20 protein-coding genes are annotated in these 25,797 nt (G+C 59.0%); 15 read left to right on the top strand and 5 right to left on the bottom strand.

Translation table 11 applies throughout. The features are described from left to right. Positions 1-2 precede the first annotated feature (2 nt). The gene (locus tag ACEN93_RS25165; protein WP_495610642.1) at positions 3-917 is read left to right on the top strand and encodes a DUF808 domain-containing protein; all 915 of its coding nucleotides are present in this window, start codon (positions 3-5) and stop codon (positions 915-917) included. Between the two features lie 64 nt (positions 918-981). On the opposite strand, the gene ACEN93_RS25170 is transcribed toward ACEN93_RS25165, so the two are convergent. Together ACEN93_RS25170 and ACEN93_RS25175 are read right to left on the bottom strand one after the other, a co-directional pair. After that, the gene (locus ACEN93_RS25170; RefSeq protein WP_007959292.1) at positions 982-1,770 is read right to left on the bottom strand and encodes an MlaA family lipoprotein; all 789 of its coding nucleotides are present in this window, start codon (positions 1,768-1,770) and stop codon (positions 982-984) included. Then, complete coding sequence (locus ACEN93_RS25175; RefSeq protein ID WP_039769776.1) at positions 1,763-3,061, bottom strand: serine/threonine protein kinase; 1,299 nt, start codon at positions 3,059-3,061, stop codon at positions 1,763-1,765. Before ACEN93_RS25175 ends, ACEN93_RS25170 begins: the two co-directional genes overlap by 8 nt. A 223-nt stretch (positions 3,062-3,284) precedes the next feature. Here ACEN93_RS25175 and ACEN93_RS25180 point away from each other — a divergent pair, with 223 nt between their 5' ends. Continuing rightward, complete coding sequence (locus ACEN93_RS25180; protein WP_495610643.1) at positions 3,285-3,653, top strand: hypothetical protein; 369 nt, start codon at positions 3,285-3,287, stop codon at positions 3,651-3,653. Between the two features lie 30 nt (positions 3,654-3,683). Here the strand turns inward: ACEN93_RS25180 and ACEN93_RS25185 are convergent, their stop codons facing one another. Then, positions 3,684-5,279 carry a glycoside hydrolase family 17 protein gene (locus tag ACEN93_RS25185; RefSeq protein ID WP_495610644.1) on the bottom strand — a complete coding sequence of 532 codons (1,596 nt, stop codon included), beginning with the start codon at positions 5,277-5,279 and terminating at the stop codon, positions 3,684-3,686. 287 nt (positions 5,280-5,566) lie between these two features. On the opposite strand from ACEN93_RS25185, the gene ACEN93_RS25190 reads away from it, so the two are divergent. The 3 genes from ACEN93_RS25190 to ACEN93_RS25200 all read left to right on the top strand — a co-directional run bounded on the left by ACEN93_RS25190 (position 5,567) and on the right by ACEN93_RS25200 (position 8,615). Beyond that, positions 5,567-6,418: a glycine betaine ABC transporter substrate-binding protein gene (locus ACEN93_RS25190; RefSeq protein ID WP_039769782.1), complete on the top strand. Its 852-nt coding sequence runs from the start codon at positions 5,567-5,569 to the stop codon at positions 6,416-6,418. Between the two features lie 230 nt (positions 6,419-6,648). After that, positions 6,649-6,960: a DUF485 domain-containing protein gene (locus ACEN93_RS25195; RefSeq protein ID WP_011333111.1), complete on the top strand. Its 312-nt coding sequence runs from the start codon at positions 6,649-6,651 to the stop codon at positions 6,958-6,960. Continuing rightward, on the top strand, positions 6,957-8,615 hold the full coding sequence (locus tag ACEN93_RS25200) for a cation acetate symporter (RefSeq protein WP_074687559.1): 1,659 nt from the start codon (positions 6,957-6,959) through the stop codon (positions 8,613-8,615). The genes ACEN93_RS25195 and ACEN93_RS25200 overlap by 4 nt, the downstream gene beginning before the upstream one ends. Positions 8,616-9,663: 1,048 nt before the next feature. On the opposite strand, the gene gltA is transcribed toward ACEN93_RS25200, so the two are convergent. Next, positions 9,664-10,953 (bottom strand): citrate synthase, encoded by a 1,290-nt coding sequence (gltA, locus tag ACEN93_RS25205; protein ID WP_007959044.1) that lies wholly within the window; start codon positions 10,951-10,953, stop codon positions 9,664-9,666. A gap of 364 nt (positions 10,954-11,317) precedes the next feature. Between gltA and sdhC the strand changes: the two genes are divergently transcribed. The 10 genes from sdhC (at position 11,318) to brnQ (ending at position 24,307) form a co-directional block, all read left to right on the top strand. Further along, a complete protein-coding gene (gene sdhC, locus ACEN93_RS25210) occupies positions 11,318-11,692 on the top strand; it encodes a succinate dehydrogenase, cytochrome b556 subunit (protein ID WP_011333113.1) in 375 nt (124 codons plus the stop codon). Beyond that, positions 11,686-12,054, top strand: coding sequence for a succinate dehydrogenase, hydrophobic membrane anchor protein (gene sdhD / locus ACEN93_RS25215; protein ID WP_007977503.1), 369 nt, complete (start codon positions 11,686-11,688; stop codon positions 12,052-12,054). Before sdhC ends, sdhD begins: the two co-directional genes overlap by 7 nt. A gap of 3 nt (positions 12,055-12,057) precedes the next feature. Then, the gene (gene sdhA, locus ACEN93_RS25220; RefSeq protein ID WP_011333114.1) at positions 12,058-13,830 is read left to right on the top strand and encodes a succinate dehydrogenase flavoprotein subunit; all 1,773 of its coding nucleotides are present in this window, start codon (positions 12,058-12,060) and stop codon (positions 13,828-13,830) included. Positions 13,831-13,841: 11 nt separating this feature from the next. Then, on the top strand, positions 13,842-14,546 hold the full coding sequence (locus tag ACEN93_RS25225) for a succinate dehydrogenase iron-sulfur subunit (protein ID WP_007959035.1): 705 nt from the start codon (positions 13,842-13,844) through the stop codon (positions 14,544-14,546). A 253-nt stretch (positions 14,547-14,799) separates the two neighbouring features. After that, positions 14,800-17,631 carry a 2-oxoglutarate dehydrogenase E1 component gene (locus ACEN93_RS25230; RefSeq protein WP_039769786.1) on the top strand — a complete coding sequence of 944 codons (2,832 nt, stop codon included), beginning with the start codon at positions 14,800-14,802 and terminating at the stop codon, positions 17,629-17,631. 42 nt (positions 17,632-17,673) lie between these two features. Beyond that, positions 17,674-18,897 carry a 2-oxoglutarate dehydrogenase complex dihydrolipoyllysine-residue succinyltransferase gene (gene odhB / locus ACEN93_RS25235; protein WP_039769789.1) on the top strand — a complete coding sequence of 408 codons (1,224 nt, stop codon included), beginning with the start codon at positions 17,674-17,676 and terminating at the stop codon, positions 18,895-18,897. 97 nt (positions 18,898-18,994) lie between these two features. Next, entirely contained in the window at positions 18,995-20,431 is a 1,437-nt protein-coding gene (gene lpdA, locus ACEN93_RS25240; protein WP_011333117.1) for a dihydrolipoyl dehydrogenase, read from the top strand. Between the two features lie 182 nt (positions 20,432-20,613). Then, positions 20,614-21,780, top strand: a complete 1,167-nt coding sequence (sucC, locus tag ACEN93_RS25245) for an ADP-forming succinate--CoA ligase subunit beta (RefSeq protein WP_007959029.1) — start codon at positions 20,614-20,616, stop codon at positions 21,778-21,780. Further along, positions 21,780-22,664, top strand: a complete 885-nt coding sequence (sucD, locus tag ACEN93_RS25250; RefSeq protein ID WP_011333119.1) for a succinate--CoA ligase subunit alpha — start codon at positions 21,780-21,782, stop codon at positions 22,662-22,664. Before sucC ends, sucD begins: the two co-directional genes overlap by 1 nt. 329 nt (positions 22,665-22,993) lie before the next feature. Beyond that, the gene (gene brnQ, locus ACEN93_RS25255) at positions 22,994-24,307 is read left to right on the top strand and encodes a branched-chain amino acid transport system II carrier protein (RefSeq protein ID WP_039769790.1); all 1,314 of its coding nucleotides are present in this window, start codon (positions 22,994-22,996) and stop codon (positions 24,305-24,307) included. 82 nt (positions 24,308-24,389) lie between these two features. Here the strand turns inward: brnQ and ACEN93_RS25260 are convergent, their stop codons facing one another. After that, a complete protein-coding gene (locus ACEN93_RS25260; protein WP_495610645.1) occupies positions 24,390-25,661 on the bottom strand; it encodes an NHL repeat-containing protein in 1,272 nt (423 codons plus the stop codon). Between the last annotated feature and the right edge of the window lie 136 nt (positions 25,662-25,797).

Consider the following 25,797-nt stretch of genomic DNA (forward strand, 5'->3'; position numbering starts at 1 on the left):
TCATGGCAGGAAGCAGTTTGCTGGTGCTGATCGACGACATCGCGACCGTTCTGGACGACGTTGCGTTGATGACCAAAATGGCTGCCAAGAAGACCGCCGGCGTGCTCGGCGACGACTTGGCGCTCAACGCCCAGCAAGTCTCCGGCGTACGCGCGGAGCGGGAAATCCCGGTGGTCTGGGCGGTGGCCAAGGGCTCGTTCGTCAACAAACTGATCCTGGTGCCGTCGGCGCTGGCGATCAGTGCGTTCGTGCCGTGGCTGGTGACGCCGCTGCTGATGGTCGGCGGCGCCTACCTGTGTTTCGAGGGTTTCGAAAAGCTCGCGCACAAGTTCCTGCACAGCAAGGCCGAAGACGAGGCCGAGCATGCGCAACTGGTCGACGCCGTGGCCGATCCTGCCACCGATCTGGTGGCGTACGAGAAGGATAAGATCAAGGGCGCGATCCGCACCGACTTCATCCTCTCGGCGGAAATCATCGCCATCACCCTCGGCACCGTGGCCGATGCTTCGCTGACCCAGCAAGTGATCGTGATGTCGGGCATCGCTATTGTCATGACCGTGGGCGTTTACGGATTGGTGGCCGGTATCGTCAAACTCGACGACCTCGGTCTGTGGCTGACTCAGAAGCCTGGGCAGATGGCCAAAAGTATCGGCAACGGCATCCTGCGCGCTGCGCCGTACATGATGAAAAGCCTGTCGGTGATCGGCACTGCAGCGATGTTCCTGGTCGGTGGCGGCATCCTGACCCACGGCGTACCGGTGATGCATCACTGGATCGAGAGCGTCGGCGCTGCGGCCGGTGGCGCCGGGTTTGTGGTGCCGATGCTGTTGAATGGCGTGGCGGGGATCATCGCGGGTGCGGTGGTGCTGGCGGGCGTGTCCGTGATCGGTAAAGTCTGGAAAGCCCTGAAAGGCTAAATCCTGAGGCAAACAAAAAGGCCATTCGACTCGCATCGAATGGCCTTTTTTGTGGCCGGCGTTTTTACTCGGCGATCTGCAACTTGCGCGACTCGGTGTAGACGTAGCGCACCTTTTCGTACTCGAACGGCGAGTTCAGCTGACCGTAGCGGAAGCTGGTCTGGTAACGCTTGTCGACGCCACGCAGTACCCAGACTTCCGGGTGGTTGGAGCTGACTTCCGAGACATTGAGGAAGTTGATCGCGGACTCGGCGGTGTAGTCCACGGCCAGGCCTGCGGTGTCGCGCAGGTTCGACGGGCCGAGGATCGGCAGCACGAAATAGGCGCCGCCCGGTACGCCGTAGAAGCCCAGGGTCTGGCCGAAGTCTTCGCTCTGGCGCGGCAGGCCCATGGCGGTAGCCGGGTCCCAGAGTCCGGCGATGCCGATGGTGGTATTGAGCAGCAGGCGCGCGGTGGTTTCCATCGAGCGCTTGCCCTTGAACTGCAACAGGCTGTTGACCAGGTTCGGCACGTCGCCAATGTTGTTGAAGAAGTTGCTCACGCCGGTGCGCACGAAGCTCGGGGTGATGTAGCGATAGCCATCGACCACCGGCAGGAACACCCATTGGTCGAAGCGGTAGTTGAAGTGGTAGACGCGGCGGTTCCACTCTTCCAGCGGGTCATAGACGTTCAGCGCGCTGAGGGTCGAGCGCTCGAACTCGCGCTGATCCAGCCCCGGGTTGAACTTGAGTTTGGACAGCGGCTCCTTGAAACCGTCGCTGTCGATGACCACCGGTGCATTGGCTTTGCTGTTGTCGGCCTGGGCCATACCTGCACTGAGGAGCGCTGCAATCAGCAGGAGATATTTAGCCACGGAAGAACTCCAGCATGGCGTCGCTGTTGACGCGGTAGTTAAGGTTGCCGCAATGGCCGCCCAGCGGGTAAACGGTCAGGCGATCGCCGAAGGTCCGGCGCAGGAAACCGAGATCGCCCGGGCCGAGGATCACGTCGTCGGCGTTGTGCATGACGGCGATTTTCGGGCTGTCGTGCAGGTAATCCTTCAACGCATACAGGCTGACCTGATCGATCAGTTGCAGCAGGCTGCCGCCGTCGGTGCGGGCGCGCCACATCGGGATCACCTGTTCGGTGAGGTAGCAGTCGAAGTCGCATTGCAGCGCACGCTTGAGGAACGGCGTGAGGCTGGTGCCTTCGGTGATCGGGAATTTCGGCGGGGTGATCAGGCCGCGACGGTTGATCAGGTCCGAAGTGAACGCGATATCGGCCGCCGAGAAACGGAATGACGTGCCGATCAGCATCGCCATCTGCTCGTTGCTCAGGTGCTGCTTGGACTGCTGGAAGTCGTAGAGCAGCGCATCGTTGAGGTCGATGTAGCCCTTCTGCTGGAAGTAGCGGGTCAGTTTGTTCAGCACCAGTTCATAGAAGGTGGTGCTGTTGTTGATGCCCTTGACCTCGGTCTGCACCAGCTTGTCGAGGTTGGTGATCGAGGTGTAGAGGTTGACCGGCGGATTCAGCAGCAGGACTTTCTTGAAGTTGAAGCTGCGACGGGTTTCATCCAGATGCGCCACGAAGGCCGCGTCCAGGGCGCCGAGGCTGTAGCCGCTGAGGTAATAGTCGGTGACCGGCAGTTTCGGGTTTTGCGCCCGTACGGCCTGCATCACCCGGTACATGTCTTCGGCGTCTTCCTTGGTCACGCCGGGGGTGGCGAAACGCGAGGCGGCGCTCATGAAGTCGAAGCTGGTCGGCGATGACAGCTGCACCACGTGGTAGCCGGCCTTGTAATAAAGCTTCTTCAGGTACTCGTTGAGCGTGCTGTCGTAGCGCGCGCCGGTGCCGGCGATCAGGAAGATCAGCGGCGCGGCCTTGTCCTGAGTGGCGATGCGGTAGGTGAGTTTTTTCACCGGCCAGAAATTGTCCGGCAGGATGAATTCGCGCTCGGGACGCAGGGTGATGCTGCGATCGGCCTGATCGATGTCGTCGTCCAGTGGCAGTTCCGGGCGCAAGTCCGGCGGCGTGGTGGCGATGGTCGCCTCGAACGGGTTGGTCAGGGGATAGCCATAGCTGGCGGCGTCGATATCCACCGCCAGCGCGGACGCACTCAGAATAAGGCCGCCAAACAGGGCGGCGAAGCGCAAGGAACGGAGCATGACTGGATCCCTTAGAGGAAGGTGCCGAATGAAGTTCGCAGGCTATGACCACCGGGTTTGCGTCAAAGTGCCATGCCACGGCACCAAACTGACAGAATTCGGAGTAATAGTAGCCGGACGATACACTTTGCAAGGAAGGAATGACCAGTTAAGAGTTGTTAGTCCTTGCGTATGCGCGGCGGCAGATTAAGCTGGCCGCCGATTTCGTCGATTGGAGTGTTCCATGTCCCGCCGCTTGCCCGTGATTCTGCTGCTCGTTCTGTTGCCGTTGTGGCTGGCTGCCAGTTATGGCGCGCGTTATGGCTTCATGGAGGATGCGCAGTGGGTGGGCATCTGCGTGGATGAGGCGAGCCGCTGGGAATGCTCGGTGCGCTCGAACCTGGGCCTGCTGATTCATTTCAAGCTGCTGGGCTGGGCGGCGGTCGCTGCAGCCGTGCTCGGTTTTGTCGTGCCGGGCCGGGCAGGGTGGTGGCTGGCGGTGCTGGCGCTGGTGTTCGGGTTGCCGGCGCTGGCGCTGTACAACACGACGCTGGCCGTGTTTGCGGTGGTGATTGCCGGGTTGCGACTGGTCCGGGAATCCCGCGAGGCCTGATCGTCAGTCATCGCGGGTATTCTCTGTGAATCAGGCTTTGCGAACCCGCAGGCAGCGCCAAAGTGCAGCCACCATCAACACGCTGACCAGCGCCCAGCCCCACGCCTGCTGATTCTGCAATCCTTCACGGAACAGCTGCGGCGCAATGCCTGCGCCGATGATGAAGGTCAGCAGGGCGATCTCCCGACGGGCCACGCTGACCGGGCGGCACAGGTAAACCAGCGCCGGCAGAATGAAGGCCATGCTCGGAAAACTGCGATAACGCGGATCGAACACCAGTTCGAGCATCATCACGGCAGCGGCGAAACCGGCTGCCGCCACCAGCCAGCCGGCCCGTCGCTCGAAAGCGTTGAACGCCTGTTCACGCCAGCCATTGCGGGCGCTCAAGGTCAGCGCGGCATGGGCCAGCACCAACAGATTCAGGATCGTCAGCAAACCGACCCACAGCCATTCGCTGGCAAACCGCGTGGTCACCCGCGCCAGATCGCCCCAGGCGCCGATGGAGCAGGCGGCGAGGGCGCCGAGCAACGGCAGGATCAGCGCCGAGCGCGTCGTACGAACCCGACCGCCCAGCAGCAATGTGCCGAGGAAGATCACTCCGCCGACCGCCAGCCACTGGGACCAGTACGGCACATTCGACACCGGCCCGGCCAACACGCCCTTGTCCTGGCGATCCGCATCGAACAGCCCCCAGTAACCGCCGACCGCGCCTTCGCTGCCGCGCTTCCACGGCTGATCAAACGCTTCGATCAGGTTGTAACGCCAACCTTCCTGTTCGGCGAGGGTGACAAATCCACGAATGAACTTGGCCTCGTTGACCCGGCTCGGCAGGGCGGTCTCACGCTGGCGGCCTTCGCTCGGCCAGCCGGTTTCGCCGATCATCACGTCTTTTGGAGCGAACTTGTTGCCGAACACCTGACGCACTTGCGCCACATGATGCAGCGCGGCGTCGATGTTCGACGGATCGTCTTCCCAGTACGGCAGCAAGTGAATGGTCAGGAAATCCACCGCCGGCGCGACTTCCGGGTGCTTGAGCCAGAACTCCCAGACATCGGCGTAGGTCACCGGCTGCTTGATGTGGCTCTTGACCTTGTTGATCAGCTTCACCAATTGGGTCGCGGTGACCTCTTTACGGAGCAAGGCTTCGTTGCCGACGATCACCACGCTGACCACGTCCGGGTTGACATTGGCCGAGGCGATCAGCAAGTCGACTTCCTTCTCGGTGTCGACCGGATTGCTGTTGACCCACGCGCCGATCATCAACTTCAAACCATGTTTGCGCGCCAGATCCGGCAGCGCTTCGAGGCCGGTCATCGAGTAGGTGCGAATGCATTCGAAGCGGGTGGCGAGCAGGGCGAGATCGGCGTCCATGCGCTCCGGGCGCAGTTTGAACGGCACGTCGAACGGCGACTGGTCTTTATCAAACGGGGTGTAGGAGGCGCATTGCAACTTGTGGGTCGGGGTGGCGACGTCCGGCAGGATCACCGGTTTGCCGAGGCCGTACCAGAAACCGCACAGGGCAAACAGCCCGAGCAGGCAGGCGAACAGATAAGGAAGAAAGGGGAAACGGGAAGTTGCGGACATGGTCAGGCCGAGTGGCTGCAAAGCGACGCATGTTACCTGCATTTATAAGCAGGTTGGTGGCCCGCACGATTTTGACATGCAAAGTTCGGGCGGATTGTCTGGCGCCAAATATCCGGAGGCAGTTAATGGCTTTCTGATGTCGTTTCTCGTTGCTTCGAGGTCGCTGGCAGAGCAGGTCTTAACGGGCGTCAGGTTGATGATCGGACTCATCAGTACTCCGCTGATGTTCGAACGAGTTCGCGAACGGGCGTGATGGGGGCGCCGAGCACCATAACAACACGTTGACGATGCCCGGCATCCGTCGGGCGCAGCATTTCGGGGAAGTAACGATGAAGATGCGACGACTTTTAGGCGCAGGTGCCGCTCTGGTATTTGCGATGGGCTCCACTTTCGCCAGCGCTGAAAAACAGACCCTGAACATCGGTTACGTTGACGGCTGGTCCGACAGCGTCGCGACCACCCACGTGGCGGCCGAAGTGATCAAGCAGAAACTCGGCTACGACGTGAAACTGCAGGCCGTCGCCACCGGCATCATGTGGCAGGGCGTTGCCACCGGCAAACTCGACGCCATGCTCTCGGCCTGGCTGCCCGTGACTCACGGCGAATACTGGACCAAGAACAAGGATCAGGTCGTCGATTACGGCCCGAACTTCAAGGACGCGAAAATCGGTCTGATCGTGCCGGAGTACGTCAAGGCCAAGACCATCGAAGACCTGAAAACCGACGACTCCTTCAAGAAGCGCATCGTCGGCATCGACGCCGGTTCAGGCGTTATGCTCAAGACCGATCAGGCGATCAAGGATTACGACCTGACGGGTTATCAACTCAAGGCCAGTTCCGGCGCCGGCATGATTGCCGAGCTGACCCGTGCCGAGAAGAAAAACGAATCCATCGCCGTTACCGGCTGGGTGCCGCACTGGATGTTCGCCAAGTGGAAACTGCGCTTCCTCGACGACCCGAAAGGCGTGTACGGCGCGGCTGAAACCGTGAACAGCATCGGCAGCAAGGAACTGGCGACCAAGGCGCCGGAAGTGGCCAAGTTCCTGAAGAACTTCCAGTGGGCTTCGAAAGACGAAATCGGCGAAGTCATGCTGGCGATTCAGGACGGTGCAAAACCTGACGCAGCGGCCAAGGATTGGGTTGCCAAGCACCCTGAGCGTGTTGCCGACTGGACCAAGTGATTTAAGCCGAAGCGTCTAATCTGCGCTTCCCAGGGCCGCCCGACATGACAGTCGGGCGGCCTTTTTTGTTTGTCCTCTATTAATAGGCAGGCGTGGGCGTTTTCGGCTGGTCTGGAAATTGGCAAAAACGTCATGGCGTTCTACTACTAAGGTCGTCTGGAACCCGGCTCGCAGCCGCATACAGTGGATACGTTCCAAAAATAAAAATCTGTGCTGCGAGGATAAAAACAATGAACGACAGCATTTACCTCTCGATTCAGAACAGCCCGCGCTTCAAGGAGCTGGTCAAGAAAAGAGAAAGGTTCGCCTGGATACTCTCGGCGATCATGCTCGGGCTCTACTCCGGCTTCATCCTTCTGATCGCGTACGGGCCGCAAGTGCTCGGCACGAAAATCAGTCCCGAATCATCCATCACCTGGGGCATCCCGATCGGTGTCGGACTGATTGTCTCGGCCTTCATCCTGACCGGCATTTATGTACGCCGCGCCAATGGCGAGTTCGACGACCTGAACAACGCGATTCTCAAGGAGGCTCAGCAATGATCCGGCGTCTACTGGCTCTTTTGAGCATCGCAGCGTTCGCTCCAGCCGTCTGGGCCGCTGACGCCCTGACCGGCGAAGTCCACAAACAACCACTCAACGTTTCCGCGATCGTCATGTTCGTGGCGTTCGTTGGCGCAACCCTGTGCATCACTTACTGGGCGTCCAAGCGCAACAACTCGGCGGCCGACTACTACGCGGCGGGCGGCAAGATCACCGGGTTCCAGAACGGTCTGGCGATTGCCGGTGACTACATGTCGGCGGCGTCCTTCCTGGGGATTTCCGCGCTGGTGTTCACCTCCGGCTACGACGGCCTGATCTACTCGATCGGCTTCCTGGTGGGCTGGCCGATCATTCTGTTCCTGATCGCCGAGCGTCTGCGTAACCTGGGCAAATACACCTTTGCCGACGTGGCGTCCTACCGCCTCGGGCAAACCCAGATCCGCACGCTGTCTGCCTGCGGTTCGCTGGTGGTGGTGGCGTTCTACCTGATCGCGCAAATGGTCGGTGCCGGCAAGCTGATCCAGCTGCTGTTCGGTCTCGACTACCACGTTGCGGTGATTCTGGTCGGTATCCTGATGTGCATGTACGTGCTGTTCGGCGGCATGCTGGCGACCACCTGGGTACAGATCATCAAGGCGGTGCTGTTGCTGTCCGGTGCTTCGTTCATGGCGCTGATGGTGATGAAGCACGTCAACTTCGACTTCAACACCCTGTTCTCCGAAGCGATCAAGGTTCACGCCAAGGGCGAAGCGATCATGAGCCCGGGCGGTCTGGTCAAAGATCCGATCTCGGCGTTCTCCCTGGGTCTGGCACTGATGTTCGGTACCGCCGGCCTGCCGCACATCCTGATGCGCTTCTTCACTGTCAGCGACGCGAAAGAAGCCCGCAAGAGCGTGCTGTACGCGACCGGTTTCATTGGCTACTTCTACATCCTGACCTTCATCATCGGCTTCGGCGCGATCCTGCTGGTCAGCACCAATCCGGCCTTTAAAGATGCAGCGGGCGCTCTGCTCGGGGGCAACAACATGGCGGCGGTGCACCTGGCCAACGCCGTGGGCGGCAGCGTGTTCCTCGGCTTCATCTCGGCGGTGGCGTTCGCGACCATTCTGGCAGTAGTGGCCGGCCTGACCCTGGCCGGTGCTTCGGCGGTGTCTCACGACCTGTACGCCAGCGTGATCAAGAAGGGCAAGGCCAACGAGAAGGATGAAATCCGCGTTTCGAAGATCACCACCATCGCGCTGGGCGTTCTGGCCATCGGCCTGGGCATCCTGTTCGAAAGCCAGAACATTGCGTTCATGGTTGGTCTGGCGTTCTCCATCGCGGCGAGCTGCAACTTCCCGGTGCTGCTGCTTTCGATGTACTGGAAGAAGCTGACCACCCGTGGCGCCATGATTGGCGGCTGGCTGGGTCTGGTGAGTGCGGTGGGTCTGATGATTCTTGGCCCGACCATCTGGGTGCAGATTCTGCATCATGAGAAGGCGATCTTCCCTTATGAGTATCCGGCGTTGTTCTCGATGATCATTGCGTTTATCGGGATCTGGTTCTTCTCGATCACCGATAAGTCGGTGGCGGCAGAGAACGAGCGTGCGGCGTTCTTCCCGCAGTTTGTGCGTTCGCAGACTGGGTTGGGGGCTAGTGGGGCGGTTTCGCACTGAGGCTTTTTGTGTAGGTTGATTTGAATTGAAAATGCCCTGGTCGAGAGATTGGGGCATTTTTTTTGTGGGCGGTTATCGGGTGTTCTTGGGAGGTGGGTGTATATCCGTTGCTGCGGTAACGGCTTCTTGGGGTTCCGCCCTTACGGCGGGTCACTTTTGGCAAACGCCCCAAAAGTAACCAAAAGGTCTCTGCCCTGACGTACGGCCCCTCGCTGAGGCTCGGGGTTCCTTCGCTCCGGGATTGATCCGGGGGCATCGCCTACGGTTTGCTTCGCTGCACCTCCTCTCGATGCATGCGGCTGCGCCGCACGGTCGCTGCGCTCCCACCCCCGGATCAATCCCTCCACTCAGCCTGCCGACGGGCCCTGCGATCAGAAGCGGTACTCGAGCTAACGCTCATCGTGGTGAGTGGTGAAGGGCGGGTGTTCGGCTTTTGTTTTGTGGTGGGTTTACCCCTCACCCTAGCCCTCTCCCCGAGGAGAGGGAGCCGATTTGTGGGCTTTTCAGAGTCTGAGTTCGACGCGGTATTTCATGTCGGCGCAATTCTCCCAAACAACTCGGTCGGTTCCCTCTCCCTACGGGCGGTCCGACGTTTCGGGAGGGCTAGGGTGAGGGGGGGCTCTTGATCTGGCTTCTGCTCTGGCTCTGGCTTTTGATCTTTAGCCCCTTCGGCAGGCCGAGCGGAGGTGTCCATCAGGGGGTAGGCGCGTAGCGCCGTGCGGCGCAGCCGCATACATCGAGAGGAGGTGCAGCGAAGCAAACCGTAGGCGATGCCCCCTGATGGACACCGTAGCGAGGGAACACTGAGCCTAAGCGAAGTGCCGTACGCCGGGGCAAAAGCCTTTTGGTTCCTTTTTGGCGTTTGAAAAAGGGACTCGCTGTAAGAGCGAAACCGCCAGCGGCAGCACCCGAAGCAACGGATATGTACCCAATCAACAAAAAAAACAGTCGGCCCAAAGGCCGCTGATATGCCAAAAACAAAAAAACGGCCCCCATTCTCATGGAGGCCGTTTCCGATACAACTTAAGGCGCTATCGCAAGACAGCTCTTATTTGCGGTCTTCCAGCTTGGTGATATCCCGCGACTCGTAGCCAGTGTACAGCTGACGCGGACGGCCAATCTTGTACGGGCTGGAGAGCATTTCCTTCCAGTGCGAAATCCAGCCGACAGTACGTGCCAGGGCGAAGATCACAGTGAACATGCTGGTCGGAATGCCGATCGCCTTGAGGATGATCCCCGAGTAGAAGTCGACGTTCGGGTACAGCGAGCGCTCGATGAAGTACGGGTCGGTCAGGGCGATCTCTTCCAGGCGCATGGCCAGTTCGAGTTGCGGATCGTTCTGGATGCCCAGTTCCTTCAACACTTCGTCGCAGGTCTGCTTCATCACGGTCGCACGTGGGTCGCGGTTCTTGTAGACGCGGTGACCGAAGCCCATCAACTTGAACGGATCGTTCTTGTCCTTGGCCTTGGCGATGAACTTGTCGATGTTCGAAACATCGCCGATTTCATCGAGCATGGTCAGCACGGCTTCGTTCGCACCGCCGTGGGCAGGGCCCCACAGTGCGGCGATGCCGGCGGCGATACAGGCGAACGGGTTGGCGCCCGAGGAGCCCGCCAGACGCACGGTGGAGGTCGAGGCGTTCTGCTCGTGGTCGGCGTGGAGGATGAAGATCCGGTCCATGGCCTTGGCGAGCACCGGGCTGATCGGTTTGATCTCGCACGGGGTGTTGAACATCATGTGCAGGAAGTTTTCCGCGTACGACAGGTCGTTGCGCGGGTACATCATGGGTTGACCCATGGAGTACTTGTAAACCATCGCGGCCAGGGTCGGCATCTTGGCAACCAGGCGGATCGCGGAGATTTCGCGATGCTGCGGGTTATTGATGTCGAGGGAGTCGTGGTAGAAGGCCGAGAGGGCGCCGACTACACCACACATGACAGCCATCGGGTGGGCGTCACGGCGGAAGCCGTTGAAGAAGGTTTTCAGCTGCTCGTGAACCATGGTGTGGTTCTTCACGGTGCCGACGAACTGGGCCTTCTGTTCTGCGGTCGGCAGTTCGCCGTTCAGCAGCAGGTAGCAGGTTTCCAGGTAGTCCGACTTTTCAGCCAGCTGTTCGATCGGGTAGCCGCGGTGCAGCAGGATGCCGTTGTCGCCGTCGATATAGGTGATCTTCGATTCGCAGGAAGCGGTCGACATGAAACCGGGGTCGAAAGTGAAGCGGCCCGTGGCCGTCAGGCCCCGAACATCGATAACATCGGGACCAACGGTGCCGGTTAAAATGGGCAGCTCGACGGGGGCTGCGCCCTCGATGATCAACTGCGCTTTTTTGTCAGCCATGTGGCCTCCTATTTATGCTTGAAATCATCAGACAGACCCCCCACGCAGGGCCCGCACCACTATAGTGAGATAAATTCGAATGTCAATTTGCCTAAAGTCTTGCTCCAGAAGGCTTTAACCGCACTTTTTCCTCGAAATTGCCTGCCATTTACGCCTTTTATACGACTTGTGCAATCCGCTATTGGGGGTAGGCGATTGCGTTGTCATTAGTAGCCTAACTGTCTATACTCGGCGACCGACCGCCAAGGGCTTTTGGGCTTGCTTTCATTGGGGGTCGCATCCCTGGGTGGTGGTTACCTGACCAGTGCACTCCCCAACAACTTTGCCCTGATTGTTAGGGGCTCTTCAGTGTGAAAAAAAAGCCGTGAAAAGCCAACGACCTGTAAACCTAGACCTAAGGACCATCAAACTCCCCATCACCGGCGTTACGTCGTTTCTTCACCGTGTTTCCGGCATCATCCTCTTCCTGGGCCTTGGCATCATGCTTTATGCATTGGGCAAATCCCTGGGTTCCGAGGAAGGTTATGTCGAGGTGAAGGCATGCTTGACCAGCCCGCTGGCCAAGTTCGTAGCATGGGGCCTCCTGTCCGCTCTTCTGTATCACCTGGTTGCCGGTGTGCGCCACTTGATCATGGACATGGGCATCGGTGAGACGCTGGAAGGCGGCCGCCTGGGCTCGAAACTGATCATCGCCGTTTCCGTGGTGCTGATCGTTCTGGCAGGAGTTTGGATATGGTAACCAGCGTTACAAACCTTTCGCGTTCGGGCCTCTATGACTGGATGGCACAGCGTGTGTCTGCGGTCGTTCTCGCGGCTTATTTCATATTCCTGATCGGCTACCTCGCCGCGAACCCGGGCATTGGCTACGACCAATGGCACGGCCTGTTCGCCCACAACGGAATGCGTATCTTCAGTCTGCTGGCACTGGTTGCCCTGGGCGCTCACGCCTGGGTCGGCATGTGGACCATCGCGACCGACTACCTGACGCCAATGGCGCTGGGCAAGTCCGCGACTGCAGTACGTTTCCTTTTCCAGGCAGTATGCGGCGTCGCGATGTTCGCTTACTTCGTCTGGGGTGTGCAGATTCTCTGGGGTATCTGATTCATGGCTAACATTCCAACGATTTCTTTCGACGCCATCATTATTGGTGGCGGCGGTGCCGGCATGCGCGCGGCGCTGCAACTGGCACAGGGCGGTCACAAGACTGCCGTGATCACCAAGGTTTTCCCGACCCGTTCGCACACTGTGTCCGCACAGGGCGGGATCACCTGCGCCATCGCTTCGGCCGACCCGAACGATGACTGGCGCTGGCACATGTACGATACCGTCAAGGGTTCCGACTACATCGGTGACCAGGACGCTATCGAATACATGTGTCAGGAAGGCCCGGCTGCCGTTTTCGAGCTGGACCACATGGGTCTGCCGTTCTCGCGTACCGAGCAAGGCCGTATCTACCAGCGTCCGTTCGGCGGTCAGTCGAAGGATTACGGTAAAGGCGGGCAGGCTGCCCGTACGTGCGCCGCTTCCGACCGTACCGGTCACGCGCTGCTGCACACCCTTTATCAGGGCAACCTGAAAGCCGGTACCACGTTCCTGAACGAGTACTACGCTGTCGACCTGGTGAAAAACCAGGAAGGCGAATTCGTTGGTGTGATCGCAATCTGCATCGAAACCGGCGAAACCACCTACATCCGCGCCAAGGCCACCGTGCTGGCTACCGGCGGTGCAGGTCGTATCTATGCATCCACCACCAACGCCCTGATCAACACCGGTGACGGCGTCGGCATGGCTCTGCGTGCTGGCGTGCCGGTACAAGACATCGAAATGTGGCAGTTCCACCCGACCGGCATCGCCGGCGCCGGTGTACTGGTTACCGAAGGTTGCCGTGGTGAAGGTGGTTACCTGATCAACAAGCACGGCGAGCGTTTCATGGAGCGTTATGCTCCGAACGCCAAAGACCTGGCCGGCCGTGACGTGGTTGCCCGTTCGATGGTTAAAGAAATCATCGCCGGCAACGGTTGCGGTCCGAATGGCGACCACGTGATGCTCAAGCTCGACCACCTGGGCGAGGAAGTGCTGCACAGCCGTCTGCCAGGCATCTGCGAACTGTCGAAGACTTTTGCACACGTTGACCCGGTGGTTGCTCCGGTTCCGGTTGTTCCGACTTGCCACTACATGATGGGCGGCGTTGCCACCAACATTCATGGCCAGGCGATCACCCAGGACGCCGAAGGCGTGGATCAGATCATCCCTGGTCTGTTCGCAGTAGGTGAAGTGGCTTGCGTATCGGTTCACGGTGCCAACCGTCTGGGCGGCAACTCGCTGCTCGACCTGGTGGTATTCGGCCGCGCTGCCGGCCTGCACCTGGAGAAGGCGCTGACCGACGGCATTGAATACGACGACGCTACCGAAGCCGATATCGAAGCTGCCCTGGCACGTCTGAACGCCCTGAACAACCGTACCGACGGCGAAGACGTCGCTACCCTGCGTCGCGAGCTGCAAAGCTGCATGCAGAACTACTTCGGTGTATTCCGTACCGGCGAATACATGCAGAAGGGTATTGCCCAGCTGGCCGATCTGCGCAAGCGCATCGCCAACGTGAAGATCAACGATAAGTCGCAGGCGTTCAACACTGCACGTATCGAAGCGCTGGAACTGCAAAACCTGCTGGAAGTGGCTGAAGCGACCGCCATCGCTGCCGAAGTACGTAAAGAGTCCCGCGGCGCTCACGCCCGTGAAGACTTCGAAGACCGTGACGACGAAAACTGGCTGTGCCACACCCTGTACTTCCCGGGTGAGAAACGCGTCGCCAAGCGTGCCGTGAACTTCTCGCCGAAGACTGTTCCGACTTTCGAACCTAAAGTCCGGACTTATTAAGGGTGACCGCCATGTTGCAAGTCAGTGTTTATCGTTACAACCCTGATCAGGACGCTGCGCCGTTCATGCAGGAATTCCAGGTTGATACCGGTGGTAAAGACCTGATGGTGCTGGACGTGCTGGCCCTGATCAAAGAGCAGGACGAAGGTTTCTCCTATCGTCGCTCCTGCCGTGAAGGCGTCTGTGGCTCCGACGGCATGAACATCAACGGCAAGAACGGCCTGGCGTGCATCACGCCGCTGTCCGCTGTCGTCAAAGGTAACAAGCTGATCGTTCGTCCGCTGCCAGGTTTGCCGGTTATCCGTGACCTGGTTGTCGATATGAGCATCTTCTACAAGCAATACGAGAAGGTTAAGCCATTCCTGCAGAACGACACGCCGGCTCCGGCCATCGAGCGTCTGCAGTCCCCTGAAGAGCGTGAAAAGCTCGACGGTCTGTACGAGTGCATCCTGTGCGCCTGCTGCTCGACCTCTTGCCCGTCCTTCTGGTGGAACCCGGACAAGTTCCTGGGTCCAGCTGCCCTGCTGCAAGCGTACCGCTTCCTGGCAGACAGCCGTGATACCAAGACGTCCGAGCGTCTGGCGTCCCTCGATGACCCGTTCAGCGTCTTCCGCTGCCGGGGCATCATGAACTGCGTCAACGTATGTCCGAAAGGCCTGAACCCGACTAAGGCCATCGGTCACATCCGTAACATGCTGCTTTCGAGCGGCGTGTGATTCAGCTGCTGTAACCGCTGTACCCGCAGAGGGCTTAGGCGCGGGCTTCAACCCGCGCCATGGCTATAACCAGAGCAGCAGCCATAAGCTGCGGCTCTTATTTTGAAGAAATGAGACAAGCAGGGGCATCCGGGCTGGTACCCGGACTATCAGTGTGATCCTAAGTGGCTTGTTTTGGTCGCTGCATTCGGACTTCTGCAAGCTTGCTCGGTGTCGGCACCGATGGTGTTCCCCTAACCGAGGGTGACCAAGCATGCAAGAAAGCGTGATGCAGCGCATGTGGAACAGCGCCTACCTTTCAGGTGGAAACGCTGCCTATGTGGAAGAGCTCTACGAGCTCTACCTGCACGACCCTAACGCTGTGCCAGAAGAGTGGCGCACCTACTTTCAGAAGCTGCCTGCCGACGGCAGCTCTGCCACCGATGTTTCGCACTCCACAATTCGCGATCATTTCGTGCTGCTGGCAAAGAACCAGCGCCGCGCCCAACCGGTTTCCGCCGGCAGCGTGAGCAGTGAGCACGAGAAGAAGCAAGTTGAAGTGCTGCGATTGATCCAGGCCTACCGTATGCGTGGCCACCAGGCAGCCCAGCTTGACCCGCTGGGGCTGTGGCAGCGTCCTGCACCTGCAGACCTGTCGATCAATCACTACGGCTTGACCAATGCCGATCTTGATACGACCTTCCGTGCCGGCGACCTGTTCATCGGCAAAGAGGAAGCGAGCCTACGCGAAATTCACGAAGCGTTGCAGCAGACATATTGCCGCACCATCGGCGCTGAATTTACGCACATCACCGATTCCGAGCAGCGCCAGTGGTTCCAGCAGCGTCTGGAAAGCGTGCGTGGTCGTCCGGAATACTCCGCGGACATCAAGAGCCACCTGCTCGAGCGCGTGACGGCCGGTGAAGGCCTGGAAAAATACCTGGGTACCAAATACCCGGGCACCAAGCGTTTCGGTCTGGAAGGCGGCGAAAGCCTGATTCCGATGCTCGACGAACTGATCCAGCGTTCCGGTTCCTACGGCACCAAGGAAGTCGTCATCGGCATGGCCCACCGTGGTCGTCTGAACGTACTGGTCAACACCTTCGGCAAGAACCCGCGCGAGCTGTTCGACGAGTTCGAAGGCAAGAAGAAGGTCGAGCTGGGTTCCGGTGACGTCAAATACCACCAGGGCTTCTCGTCCAACGTAATGACCACCGGCGGTGAAGTTCACCTGGCCATGGCGTTCAACCCGTCCCACCTGGAAATCGTTTCCCCGGTGGTCGAGGGTTCGGTTCGCGCCCGTCAGGACCGTCGCAACGATTCGACCGGTGAGAAGGTTCTGCCGATCTCCATCCACGGTGATGCTGCATTCGCAGGTCAGGGCGTGGTCATGGAAACCTTCCAGATGTCGCAGACCCGCGGTTTCAAGACCGGCGGTACCGTGCACATCGTGATCAACAACCAGGTCGGTTTCACCATCAGCAACCCGCTGGACTCGCGTTCCACCGAGTACGCCACCGACGTCGCGAAAATGATCCAGGCGCCGATCCTCCATGTGAATGGTGATGATCCGGAAGCCGTATTGTTCGTGACCCAGCTGGCCATCGACTACCGCATGCAGTTCAAGCGTGACGTGGTGATCGACCTGGTCTGCTACCGTCGTCGCGGCCACAACGAGGCCGACGAGCCAAGCGGCACCCAGCCTCTGATGTATCAGCAGATCACCAAGCAGCGCACCACCCGTGAGCTGTACGCTGATCGTCTGACCCAGGCCGGTGTACTGGACGCAGAGCGTGTTCAGGCGAAAGTCGACGAATATCGCAACGCGCTGGACAACGGTCTGCACGTCGTGAAATCGCTGGTCAAAGAGCCGAACAAAGAGCTGTTCGTCGACTGGCGTCCGTATCTGGGCCACGCCTGGACTGCGCGTCACGACACTCGCTTCGACCTCAAGACCCTGCAGGAACTGTCCGCCAAGCTGCTGGAAATTCCGGAAGGCTTCGTGGTTCAGCGTCAGGTCGCGAAGATCTACGAAGACCGTCAGAAGATGCAAGCCGGCGGCCTGCCGATCAACTGGGGTTACGCCGAAACCATGGCGTACGCGACCCTGGCGTTCGAAGGTCACCCGATCCGCATGACTGGCCAGGACATCGGCCGCGGTACGTTCTCGCACCGTCACGCTGTGCTGCACAACCAGAAAGATGCCGGTACCTACATTCCGCTCAAGCATCTGTATGAAGGTCAGCCACGCTTCGACCTGTACGACTCGTTCCTGTCGGAAGAAGCCGTACTGGCGTTCGAATACGGTTACTCGACCACCACGCCAAACGCGCTGGTGATCTGGGAAGCCCAGTTCGGCGACTTCGCCAACGGTGCACAGGTTGTTATCGACCAGTTCATCACCAGCGGCGAGCACAAGTGGGGCCGTCTCTGCGGTCTGACCATGCTGCTGCCGCACGGCTACGAAGGTCAGGGCCCTGAGCACAGCTCGGCACGTCTTGAGCGTTACCTGCAGCTGTGCGCCGAGCACAACATTCAGGTGTGCATGCCGACCACCCCGGCCCAGATCTACCACTTGCTGCGCCGTCAGGTGATTCGCCCGCTGCGCAAGCCATTGGTCGTTCTGACTCCAAAGTCGCTGCTGCGCCACAAACTGGCCATCTCGACCCTGGAAGATCTGGCCGAAGGTTCGTTCCAGACCGTTATCCCGGAAATCGATGCCCTGGACCCGAAAAAGGTCGAGCGCGTTGTTCTGTGCAGCGGCAAGGTCTACTACGACCTGCTGGAAAAACGTCGTGCCGAAGGCCGCGAAGATATCGCCATCGTGCGTATCGAGCAGCTGTACCCATTCCCTGAGGACGACTTGAAAGAAGTCCTGGCTCCTTACACCAATGCCAAAGCGGCCGTGTGGTGTCAGGAAGAGCCGATGAACCAGGGCGCCTGGTACTGCAGCCAGCACCACCTGCGTCGCAGCATCAGCAACCTCAACAAATCTCTCGTACTCGAGTACGCGGGCCGTGAGGCTTCTGCTGCCCCAGCATGTGGTTACGCATCGATGCACGCCGAGCAGCAGGAACAACTGCTGCAAGACGCGTTTACCGTTTAACGCCTTCGCGCACCTGAAACCGAATTTAAGGAACCACAGATAATGGCTATCGAGATCAAAGCCCCCACTTTCCCGGAATCGGTTGCCGATGGCACCGTTGCCACCTGGCACAAACAACCGGGCGACGCCGTCAAGCGTGACGAACTGATCGTCGACATCGAAACCGACAAAGTCGTACTGGAAGTGCTGGCTACCGCCGACGGCGTGCTGGGCGCAATCGTCAAGGGCGAGGGCGACACCGTCCTGTCCGACGAAGTCCTGGGCTCCATCGTTGAAGGCGGCGCTGCTGCCGCCGCTCCGGCTGCCGCTGCTGCTCCGGCCGCTGCTGCCGCTGCACCTGCTGCCGCTGATGGCGAAGACGACCCGATCGCTGCTCCTGCCGCGCGCAAGCTGGCTGAAGAGAACGGCATCAACATCGCTTCCGTTGCCGGCACCGGCAAGGGCGGTCGCGTGACCAAGGAAGACGTGGTTGCAGCCGTTGCTGCCAAGAAAGCCGCTCCGGCTGCCGCGCCTGCCAAGGCTGCTGCTCCGGCCGCCGCCGCTCCTGTGTTCGCCGCTGGCGACCGCATCGAGAAGCGCGTTCCGATGACCCGCGTTCGTGCCACCGTTGCCAAGCGTCTGGTTGAAGCTCAATCGAACATGGCGATGCTGACCACTTTCAACGAAGTCGACATGACCGAAGTCATGGCCCTGCGTTCGAAGTACAAGGACCTGTTCGAGAAGTCCCACAACGGCGTACGCCTGGGCTTCATGTCGTTCTTCGTGAAGGCTGCCACCGAAGCGCTGAAACGCTTCCCGGCGGTCAACGCTTCGATCGACGGCAACGACATCGTTTACCACGGTTATGCCGACATCGGTGTCGCTGTTTCCAGCGACCGTGGCCTGGTAGTTCCGGTTCTGCGTAACGCCGAGCACATGAGCCTGGCTGAAATCGAAGGCGGCATCGCCACCTTCGGCAAGAAAGCTCGTGACGGCAAACTGTCGATGGACGAAATGACCGGCGGCACCTTCACCATCACCAACGGTGGTACTTTCGGTTCGATGATGTCGACCCCGATCGTCAACCCGCCGCAGGCAGCGATTCTGGGCATGCACAACATTATCCAGCGTCCGATGGCCATCAACGGTCAGGTCGTGATCCGTCCGATGATGTACCTGGCACTGTCCTACGATCACCGTCTGATCGATGGCAAAGAAGCTGTAACCTTCCTGGTGACCATCAAGAACCTGCTGGAAGATCCGGCTCGTCTATTGCTGGATATCTGATAGAAGCAGCTGCAAGCTTCGAGCAACAAGCCGCAAGAAAGGGCGGCTTGGCTTGAAGCTTGTGGCTTGAAGCTTTTCGCTAAAGAGGATTTTTTGAATGTCGCAGAAATTTGACGTAGTGGTGATCGGTGCGGGCCCTGGCGGCTACGTGGCAGCTATCAAGGCCGCGCAACTCGGCCTGAGCACTGCCTGCATCGAGAAGTACACCGATGCTGAAGGCAAGCAAGCCCTGGGCGGCACCTGCCTGAACGTAGGCTGCATTCCTTCCAAGGCGCTGCTGGACAGCTCCTGGAAATACAAGGAAGCGAAAGAAAGCTTCAACGTCCACGGTATCTCGACCGGCGAAGTCAAAATGGACGTCGCTGCGATGGTTGGCCGCAAGGCTGGCATCGTCAAGAACCTGACCGGTGGTGTTGCCACTCTGTTCAAGGCCAACGGCGTTACTTCGATCCAGGGCCACGGCAAATTGCTGGCCGGCAAGAAAGTCGAAGTCACCAAGCCGGACGGCTCGGTTGAAGTCATCGAAGCCGAAAACGTCATTCTGGCTCCAGGCTCGCGTCCGATCGACATTCCACCGGCTCCGGTGGATCAGAAAGTCATCGTCGATTCGACCGGCGCTCTGGAATTCCAATCCGTACCTAAACGTCTGGGCGTGATCGGCGCTGGCGTGATCGGTCTGGAACTGGGTTCGGTCTGGTCGCGTCTGGGTGCGGAAGTGACGGTCCTGGAAGCCCTGGACACCTTCCTGATGGCGGCGGACACCGCGGTTTCCAAGGAAGCGCTGAAAACCCTGACCAAGCAAGGTCTGGACATCAAACTGGGCGCTCGCGTAACCGGCTCGAAAGTGAACGGCGACGAAGTCGTTGTGAACTACACCGACGCCAACGGCGAACAGACCATCACTTTCGACAAGCTGATCGTAGCCGTTGGTCGCCGTCCGGTGACCACTGATCTGCTGGCTGCCGACAGCGGCGTGACCCTGGACGAGCGCGGTTTCGTGCACGTTGACGATCACTGTGCCACCACCGTACCGGGCGTTTACGCCATCGGTGACGTGGTTCGCGGCATGATGCTGGCTCACAAAGCCTCGGAAGAGGGCATCATGGTTGTCGAGCGCATCAAGGGCCACAAGGCCCAGATGAACTATGACCTGATCCCTTCGGTTATTTATACTCACCCGGAAATCGCATGGGTCGGTAAAACCGAGCAGGCCTTGAAAGCTGAAGGCGTTGAAGTTAACGTCGGCACCTTCCCGTTCGCAGCATCCGGCCGTGCCATGGCCGCCAACGATACCGGTGGTTTCGTCAAGGTCATCGCCGATGCCAAGACTGACCGCGTATTGGGCGTGCACGTGATTGGCCCGAGCGCTGCAGAACTGGTTCAGCAGGGCGCGATCGGTATGGAATTCGGCACCAGCGCTGAAGACCTGGGCATGATGGTTTTCTCCCATCCGACCCTGTCTGAAGCCTTGCACGAAGCAGCTTTGGCAGTGAATGGCGGCGCCATCCACATTGCCAACCGCAAGAAGCGTTAAGACACAATAAGAAACCACGGCGGTACGGCCCGTCGTGAGCCTTGCGTGCAAGACTCACCGCGGAATGTCCGCTGGACGCAGCCTTGCGTAGCTCAGCTACGCAAGCAGCAGTCACAGGTGGCGCGGCACTCATAAAGAGCGCAGCGCCGAATGCGCAGTACCTAACGAAGACGGTAAAAAGCATGAATCTTCACGAGTATCAGGGTAAGCAGCTGTTCGCTGAATACGGCCTGCCAGTTTCCACTGGTTTCGCAGTAGACACCCCGGAAGCAGCAGCAGAAGCTTGCGACAAAATCGGCGGCAACGAGTGGGTTGTCAAAGCCCAGGTTCACGCCGGTGGTCGCGGTAAAGCGGGCGGCGTCAAGCTGGTTCGCAGCAAAGAAGACGCCAAAGCCTTCGCACAGCAGTGGCTGGGCAAGCGTCTGGTGACTTACCAGACTGACGCCAACGGCCAGCCAGTCACCAAGATCCTGGTTGAATCGTGCACTGATATCGCTAAAGAGCTGTACCTGGGCGCTGTCGTTGACCGTTCGAGCCGTCGCATCGTGTTCATGGCTTCCACCGAAGGTGGCGTGGACATCGAGAAAATCGCTCACGACACTCCAGAAAAAATTCTGAAAGCCACTATCGATCCACTGGTTGGCGCTCAGCCATTCCAGGGTCGCGAGCTGGCATTCCAGCTGGGTCTGGAAGGCAAGCAGGTTGCTCAGTTCGCCAAGATCTTCGTAGGTTTGGCCAAGCTGTTCAAGGATCACGACCTGGCTCTGCTGGAAGTGAACCCGCTGGTGATCAAGGCTGACGGCGATCTGCACTGCCTGGACGCCAAGATCAACATCGACGCCAACGCAATGTACCGTCAGCCCAAGCTGAAGACTTTCCACGATCCGTCGCAGGACGATCCGCGCGAAGCGCACGCTGCCAAGTTCGAACTGAACTACGTAGCACTGGAAGGCAACATCGGCTGCATGGTGAACGGTGCCGGCCTGGCCATGGGTACCATGGACATCGTCAACCTGCACGGCGGCAAGCCAGCCAACTTCCTCGACGTAGGTGGTGGTGCTACCAAAGAACGCGTGACCGAAGCTTTCAAGATCATTCTGTCCGACAGCAATGTCGCTGCAGTACTGGTTAACATCTTCGGCGGCATCGTTCGTTGCGACATGATTGCCGAAGGCATCATCGGTGCAGTGAAAGAAGTCGGCGTGAAAATCCCGGTTGTTGTTCGTCTTGAAGGCAACAACGCTGAACTGGGCGCTAAAGTACTGGCAGAAAGCGGTTTGAACATCATCGCTGCTACCAGCCTGACCGACGCTGCTCAACAAGTCGTTAAAGCTGCGGAGGGCAAGTAATGAGCGTCCTGATCAATAAAGACACCAAAGTAATCTGCCAGGGCTTCACCGGCGCGCAGGGTACTTTCCACTCCGAACAAGCCATTGCCTACGGCACCAAAATGGTTGGCGGCGTGACCCCAGGCAAAGGTGGCACCACTCACCTGAACCTGCCTGTGTTCAACACCGTGAAAGAAGCTGTAGAAGCCACTGGCGCCACCGCCAGCGTGATCTACGTTCCGGCTCCTTTCTGCAAGGACTCGATCCTGGAAGCAGCTTTCGGCGGCATCAAGCTGATCGTCTGCATCACCGAAGGCATTCCTACCCTGGACATGCTGGACGCCAAAGTTAAGTGCGACGAGCTGGGTGTTACCCTGATCGGCCCTAACTGCCCAGGCGTGATCACCCCAGGCGAATGCAAGATCGGCATCATGCCAGGTCACATTCACTTGCCAGGCAAGGTCGGTATCGTTTCCCGTTCCGGCACCCTGACCTACGAAGCTGTGAAGCAGACCACTGACGCCGGTTTCGGTCAGTCGACTTGCGTCGGCATCGGCGGTGACCCGATCCCGGGTTCGAACTTCATCGACATCCTGAAGCTGTTCCAGGAAGACCCGAAGACCGAAGCGATCGTCATGATCGGCGAGATCGGCGGTTCGGCTGAAGAAGAAGCGGCTGCCTACATCAAGGCTAACGTGACCAAGCCGGTTGTTTCCTACATCGCTGGTGTGACTGCTCCTCCGGGCAAGCGCATGGGCCATGCTGGCGCAATCATCTCCGGCGGCAAAGGCACTGCAGACGAGAAATTCGCTGCTCTGCAAGACGCAGGCGTGAAAACCGTGCGTTCGCTGGCAGACATCGGCAAGGCCCTGGCCGAGCTGACTGGCTGGGAAGTGAAGAAGTAAGCTTCGGCTGACTTCTCTGCTCCAGCAACAAAGGCCACCTTCGGGTGGCCTTTGTCGTTTCTGGCGTTCGGGTGGACGATGGCAATTTTATAAGCACTCACCCAATAACATGCAAAAAAGCGACACAGAAACGTCGCGTATCGGATAGTTCGCCCTCTAACAGTGCGTTTGTCGGGCAAATTCGTTAGGCTAGCCGCCATTTTGCGTCTGCCGCCCACAAGGCATGCAACGCGCTAAACGGGTCAGTCTTATACGGATTGACAGCATTTCCCTAACCCCACAGGGAAATCCCCCTCTAAATTCCGATTCAGTAGTGTGGTATTTCCTTAATGAAAGTTTTGAAAGGTCAGGACATCCTGGCACTTGGCTTTATGACATTCGCCCTGTTCGTCGGGGCCGGCAACATCATCTTCCCGCCTATCGTCGGTTTGCAGTCCGGGCCTAACGTCTGGATCGCGGCGCTGGGCTTTCTGATCACGGCGGTCGGTCTGCCGGTGGTCACCGTGGTCGCACTGGCCAAGGTCGGTGGCGCAATGGACGCCCTGAGCAGCCCGATCGGCAAGATCGCTGGCGGCGTACTGGCAGCGGCTTGCTACCTGGCCGTCGGCCCATTGTTCGCCACCCCGCGAACCGCGACCGTCTCCTTTGAAGTAGGTCTGGCGCCGCTGACCGGCGAGAGCCCGCTGGCACTGTTCCTCTACAGTTCGGTGTACTTCCTGCTGGTGTTCTTCATTTCGCTCTACCCTGGGCGTCTGCTGGACACCGTCGGTCGCTTCCTCGCGCCGCTGAAGATCATCGCTCTGGCCGTGCTCGGCATCGCCGCATTCGCACTGCCGGCCGGTGACATCGGCGTGGCCACTCCGGAATACGTTGCGGCACCGTTCTCCCAGGGCTTCATCAATGGTTACCTGACCATGGATACCCTCGGCGCACTGGTGTTCGGCATCGTCATCGTCAACGCGATCCGCTCCCGTGGCGTCGAGTCGCCGGCGCTGATCACCCGTTACGCGATCATTGCCGGGCTGATTGCCGGTGTCGGTCTGGCGCTGGTGTATGTCAGCCTGTTCCGTCTGGGTTCCGGCAGCCATGAAGTGGCGGCGGGCGCGACCAACGGTGCGGCGGTGCTGCACGCTTACGTGCAACACACCTTCGGTTCGCTGGGCAGTGGCTTCCTCGCCGTGCTGATTTCCCTGGCGTGTCTGGTGACAGCGGTTGGCCTGACCTGCGCCTGTGCCGAATACTTCAGCCGCGTATTGCCGCTGTCCTACAAGACTCTGGTGATCATTCTGGCGGCGTTCTCGCTGCTGGTGTCCAACCTGGGTCTGACCAAGCTGATCGCGTTCTCGATCCCGGTACTGACCGCGATCTACCCGCCGTGCATCGTGCTGGTGGCCCTGAGCTTCTGTGCGGCGTTCTGGCATGAACAGAGCCGCATCATGGGCCCGGTAATGTTGGTGTCGTTTGTGTTCGGTACCATCGATGCCCTGAAAGGCGCCGGTCTGGCTGACTGGATGCCATCGCAACTGGCCCACCTGCCGCTGAGCGAGCAAGGTCTGGCGTGGCTGGTGCCGTGCGTGATGACCCTGGTGGTTGCCGTGGTTTGCGACCGCCTGCTGGGCAAGCGCGCCGAAGCACTCGCCTAAGACTGCCGGGCCGCCACAAGCGGCTGCCGAGCGATTAAACAGAAATGCCCCGTATCAATCGATGCGGGGCATTTTTTGTATTTCACACACTATTGTTGGTAGCGAGATAGCGGACGACGGTAGCCGTATTGAATTGGTAGCGACAGTTGCCGGATGCAATGATTTTGTTGTCAGGTTGCACGACGACTGACTCCCATAGTTCTCGATCATACCCGATATTCGTTTCTTGAAATCCAGCGGTTCCGAAGGTGGTATCAGGTTTGCCTGTCACATCGTATCGGGCGACTAGCGAACTTTCATAACTCCTGAGACCGAGCAGGCCTGCAACAACAATTCCACTGATTGTGTTTCCACCTATCGCGCTCCATGCGTTGGCCTCTCCTGTTGGCGCTTCACTGACCACAGGCTTGCCTCCGTTGAAAACGAGGTTGGGGCTGCCATTAGCGTTGTAAAAAGCAATTACGCCTCTTCGCTCACGCCCCCAGACGTCATTCGAATTCAGATCTCGCGATCCAGCGACAATAACGCCGCCATCCGGATTCAGCATCATGCTCGAAAACCCTGTGTATACGCCGTCCACTCGGATTCGGATTTCGCCGTTCTGCCCAAATCCCTGGTCGGGTGTTCCATTGGGGTGGTAGCGGGCGATGAGGCCCTCATAGTCAAATGTGGAGCCTGCAATGGTGATCTTTCCGTCGTTCGATACGGCCACAGCTGCGATGCGGTAATTGGTGTTCAGACTGCCGCTGCCATTGAACGATAAGTCTGGAGAACCGTCGTGTGAGAATTTTTGGATCAGTGTCCATGAAGTGAATACGATTGCACCATCAGGGCCGATTGCAACGTTGGAAAGGGGAGAGTTCGAGGTATTTGCCGACATCGCTATCAGGCTCAATACATTGGGATTCGCAATCGGTGGGACGATCACTACGCCGTCATCACCAAAAGTTTGATCACGAGTTCCATCTGAAAGAAGGCGCAGGATGGCTTGATTCTGAGCATCAGTACCATAATGGGTGCCGATCAGAATAATGCTGCCGTCGTCATTTCGTTGAGCCCCAGATGGAAACGCGGGAGCACCATCCTTGAAGCCGCCGGTGAATATTCCGTTATTGGCGAATCCGGTATCCAGGGTGCCGTTTTCCAGGAGTTGAACCAGCTGGAAGTCCAGGCGATCCTCCCATCTGACGCTTCCCCACATCAAGATTTTGCCTTCGTCGAGTCGTGCCACAATATCAAGGGTGTTGCTCCCTGGGAGGGAAAAATCATAGGCAACTCCATCTTCACCAAACGTGGGATCAAAGCCTTGGTTGTTCCGACTTTTTTTCGCGCGTGTCTGAGCTGGTTTTGACATGGTTGGTGCTCCGGGATGGCGGTTGATCATTCTCCAATGACGTTACTCGGCTGAAGTCCACCTTGCACCTGTCAGAATTGACAGCTATTGATTGCACACGACCAATAGAATTCTCAATAAGCGGTGCCTTTTGCGC

It is taken from the genome of Pseudomonas sp. Pseusp21 (genome assembly GCF_059492145.1).

Bases quoted from the DNA above. Each gene is read 5' to 3' on its own strand.
- gltA (WP_007959044.1), bottom strand. From the start codon at position 10,953: ATGGCTGACAAAAAAGCGCAGTTGATCATCGAGGGCGCAGCCCCCGTC.
- ACEN93_RS25165 (WP_495610642.1), top strand. From the start codon at position 3: ATGGCAGGAAGCAGTTTGCTGGTGCTGATCGACGACATCGCGACCGTT.
- ACEN93_RS25200 (WP_074687559.1), top strand. From the start codon at position 6,957: ATGATCCGGCGTCTACTGGCTCTTTTGAGCATCGCAGCGTTCGCTCCA.
- brnQ (WP_039769790.1), top strand. From the start codon at position 22,994: ATGAAAGTTTTGAAAGGTCAGGACATCCTGGCACTTGGCTTTATGACA.
- ACEN93_RS25195 (WP_011333111.1), top strand. From the start codon at position 6,649: ATGAACGACAGCATTTACCTCTCGATTCAGAACAGCCCGCGCTTCAAG.
- ACEN93_RS25225 (WP_007959035.1), top strand. From the start codon at position 13,842: ATGTTGCAAGTCAGTGTTTATCGTTACAACCCTGATCAGGACGCTGCG.
- ACEN93_RS25190 (WP_039769782.1), top strand. From the start codon at position 5,567: ATGAAGATGCGACGACTTTTAGGCGCAGGTGCCGCTCTGGTATTTGCG.
- ACEN93_RS25175 (WP_039769776.1), bottom strand. From the start codon at position 3,061: ATGCTCCGTTCCTTGCGCTTCGCCGCCCTGTTTGGCGGCCTTATTCTG.
- ACEN93_RS25230 (WP_039769786.1), top strand. From the start codon at position 14,800: ATGCAAGAAAGCGTGATGCAGCGCATGTGGAACAGCGCCTACCTTTCA.
- ACEN93_RS25260 (WP_495610645.1), bottom strand. From the start codon at position 25,661: ATGTCAAAACCAGCTCAGACACGCGCGAAAAAAAGTCGGAACAACCAA.
- odhB (WP_039769789.1), top strand. From the start codon at position 17,674: ATGGCTATCGAGATCAAAGCCCCCACTTTCCCGGAATCGGTTGCCGAT.
- sucC (WP_007959029.1), top strand. From the start codon at position 20,614: ATGAATCTTCACGAGTATCAGGGTAAGCAGCTGTTCGCTGAATACGGC.
- sdhA (WP_011333114.1), top strand. From the start codon at position 12,058: ATGGCTAACATTCCAACGATTTCTTTCGACGCCATCATTATTGGTGGC.
- ACEN93_RS25180 (WP_495610643.1), top strand. From the start codon at position 3,285: ATGTCCCGCCGCTTGCCCGTGATTCTGCTGCTCGTTCTGTTGCCGTTG.
- sucD (WP_011333119.1), top strand. From the start codon at position 21,780: ATGAGCGTCCTGATCAATAAAGACACCAAAGTAATCTGCCAGGGCTTC.
- ACEN93_RS25185 (WP_495610644.1), bottom strand. From the start codon at position 5,279: ATGCAGGTAACATGCGTCGCTTTGCAGCCACTCGGCCTGACCATGTCC.
- sdhD (WP_007977503.1), top strand. From the start codon at position 11,686: ATGGTAACCAGCGTTACAAACCTTTCGCGTTCGGGCCTCTATGACTGG.
- lpdA (WP_011333117.1), top strand. From the start codon at position 18,995: ATGTCGCAGAAATTTGACGTAGTGGTGATCGGTGCGGGCCCTGGCGGC.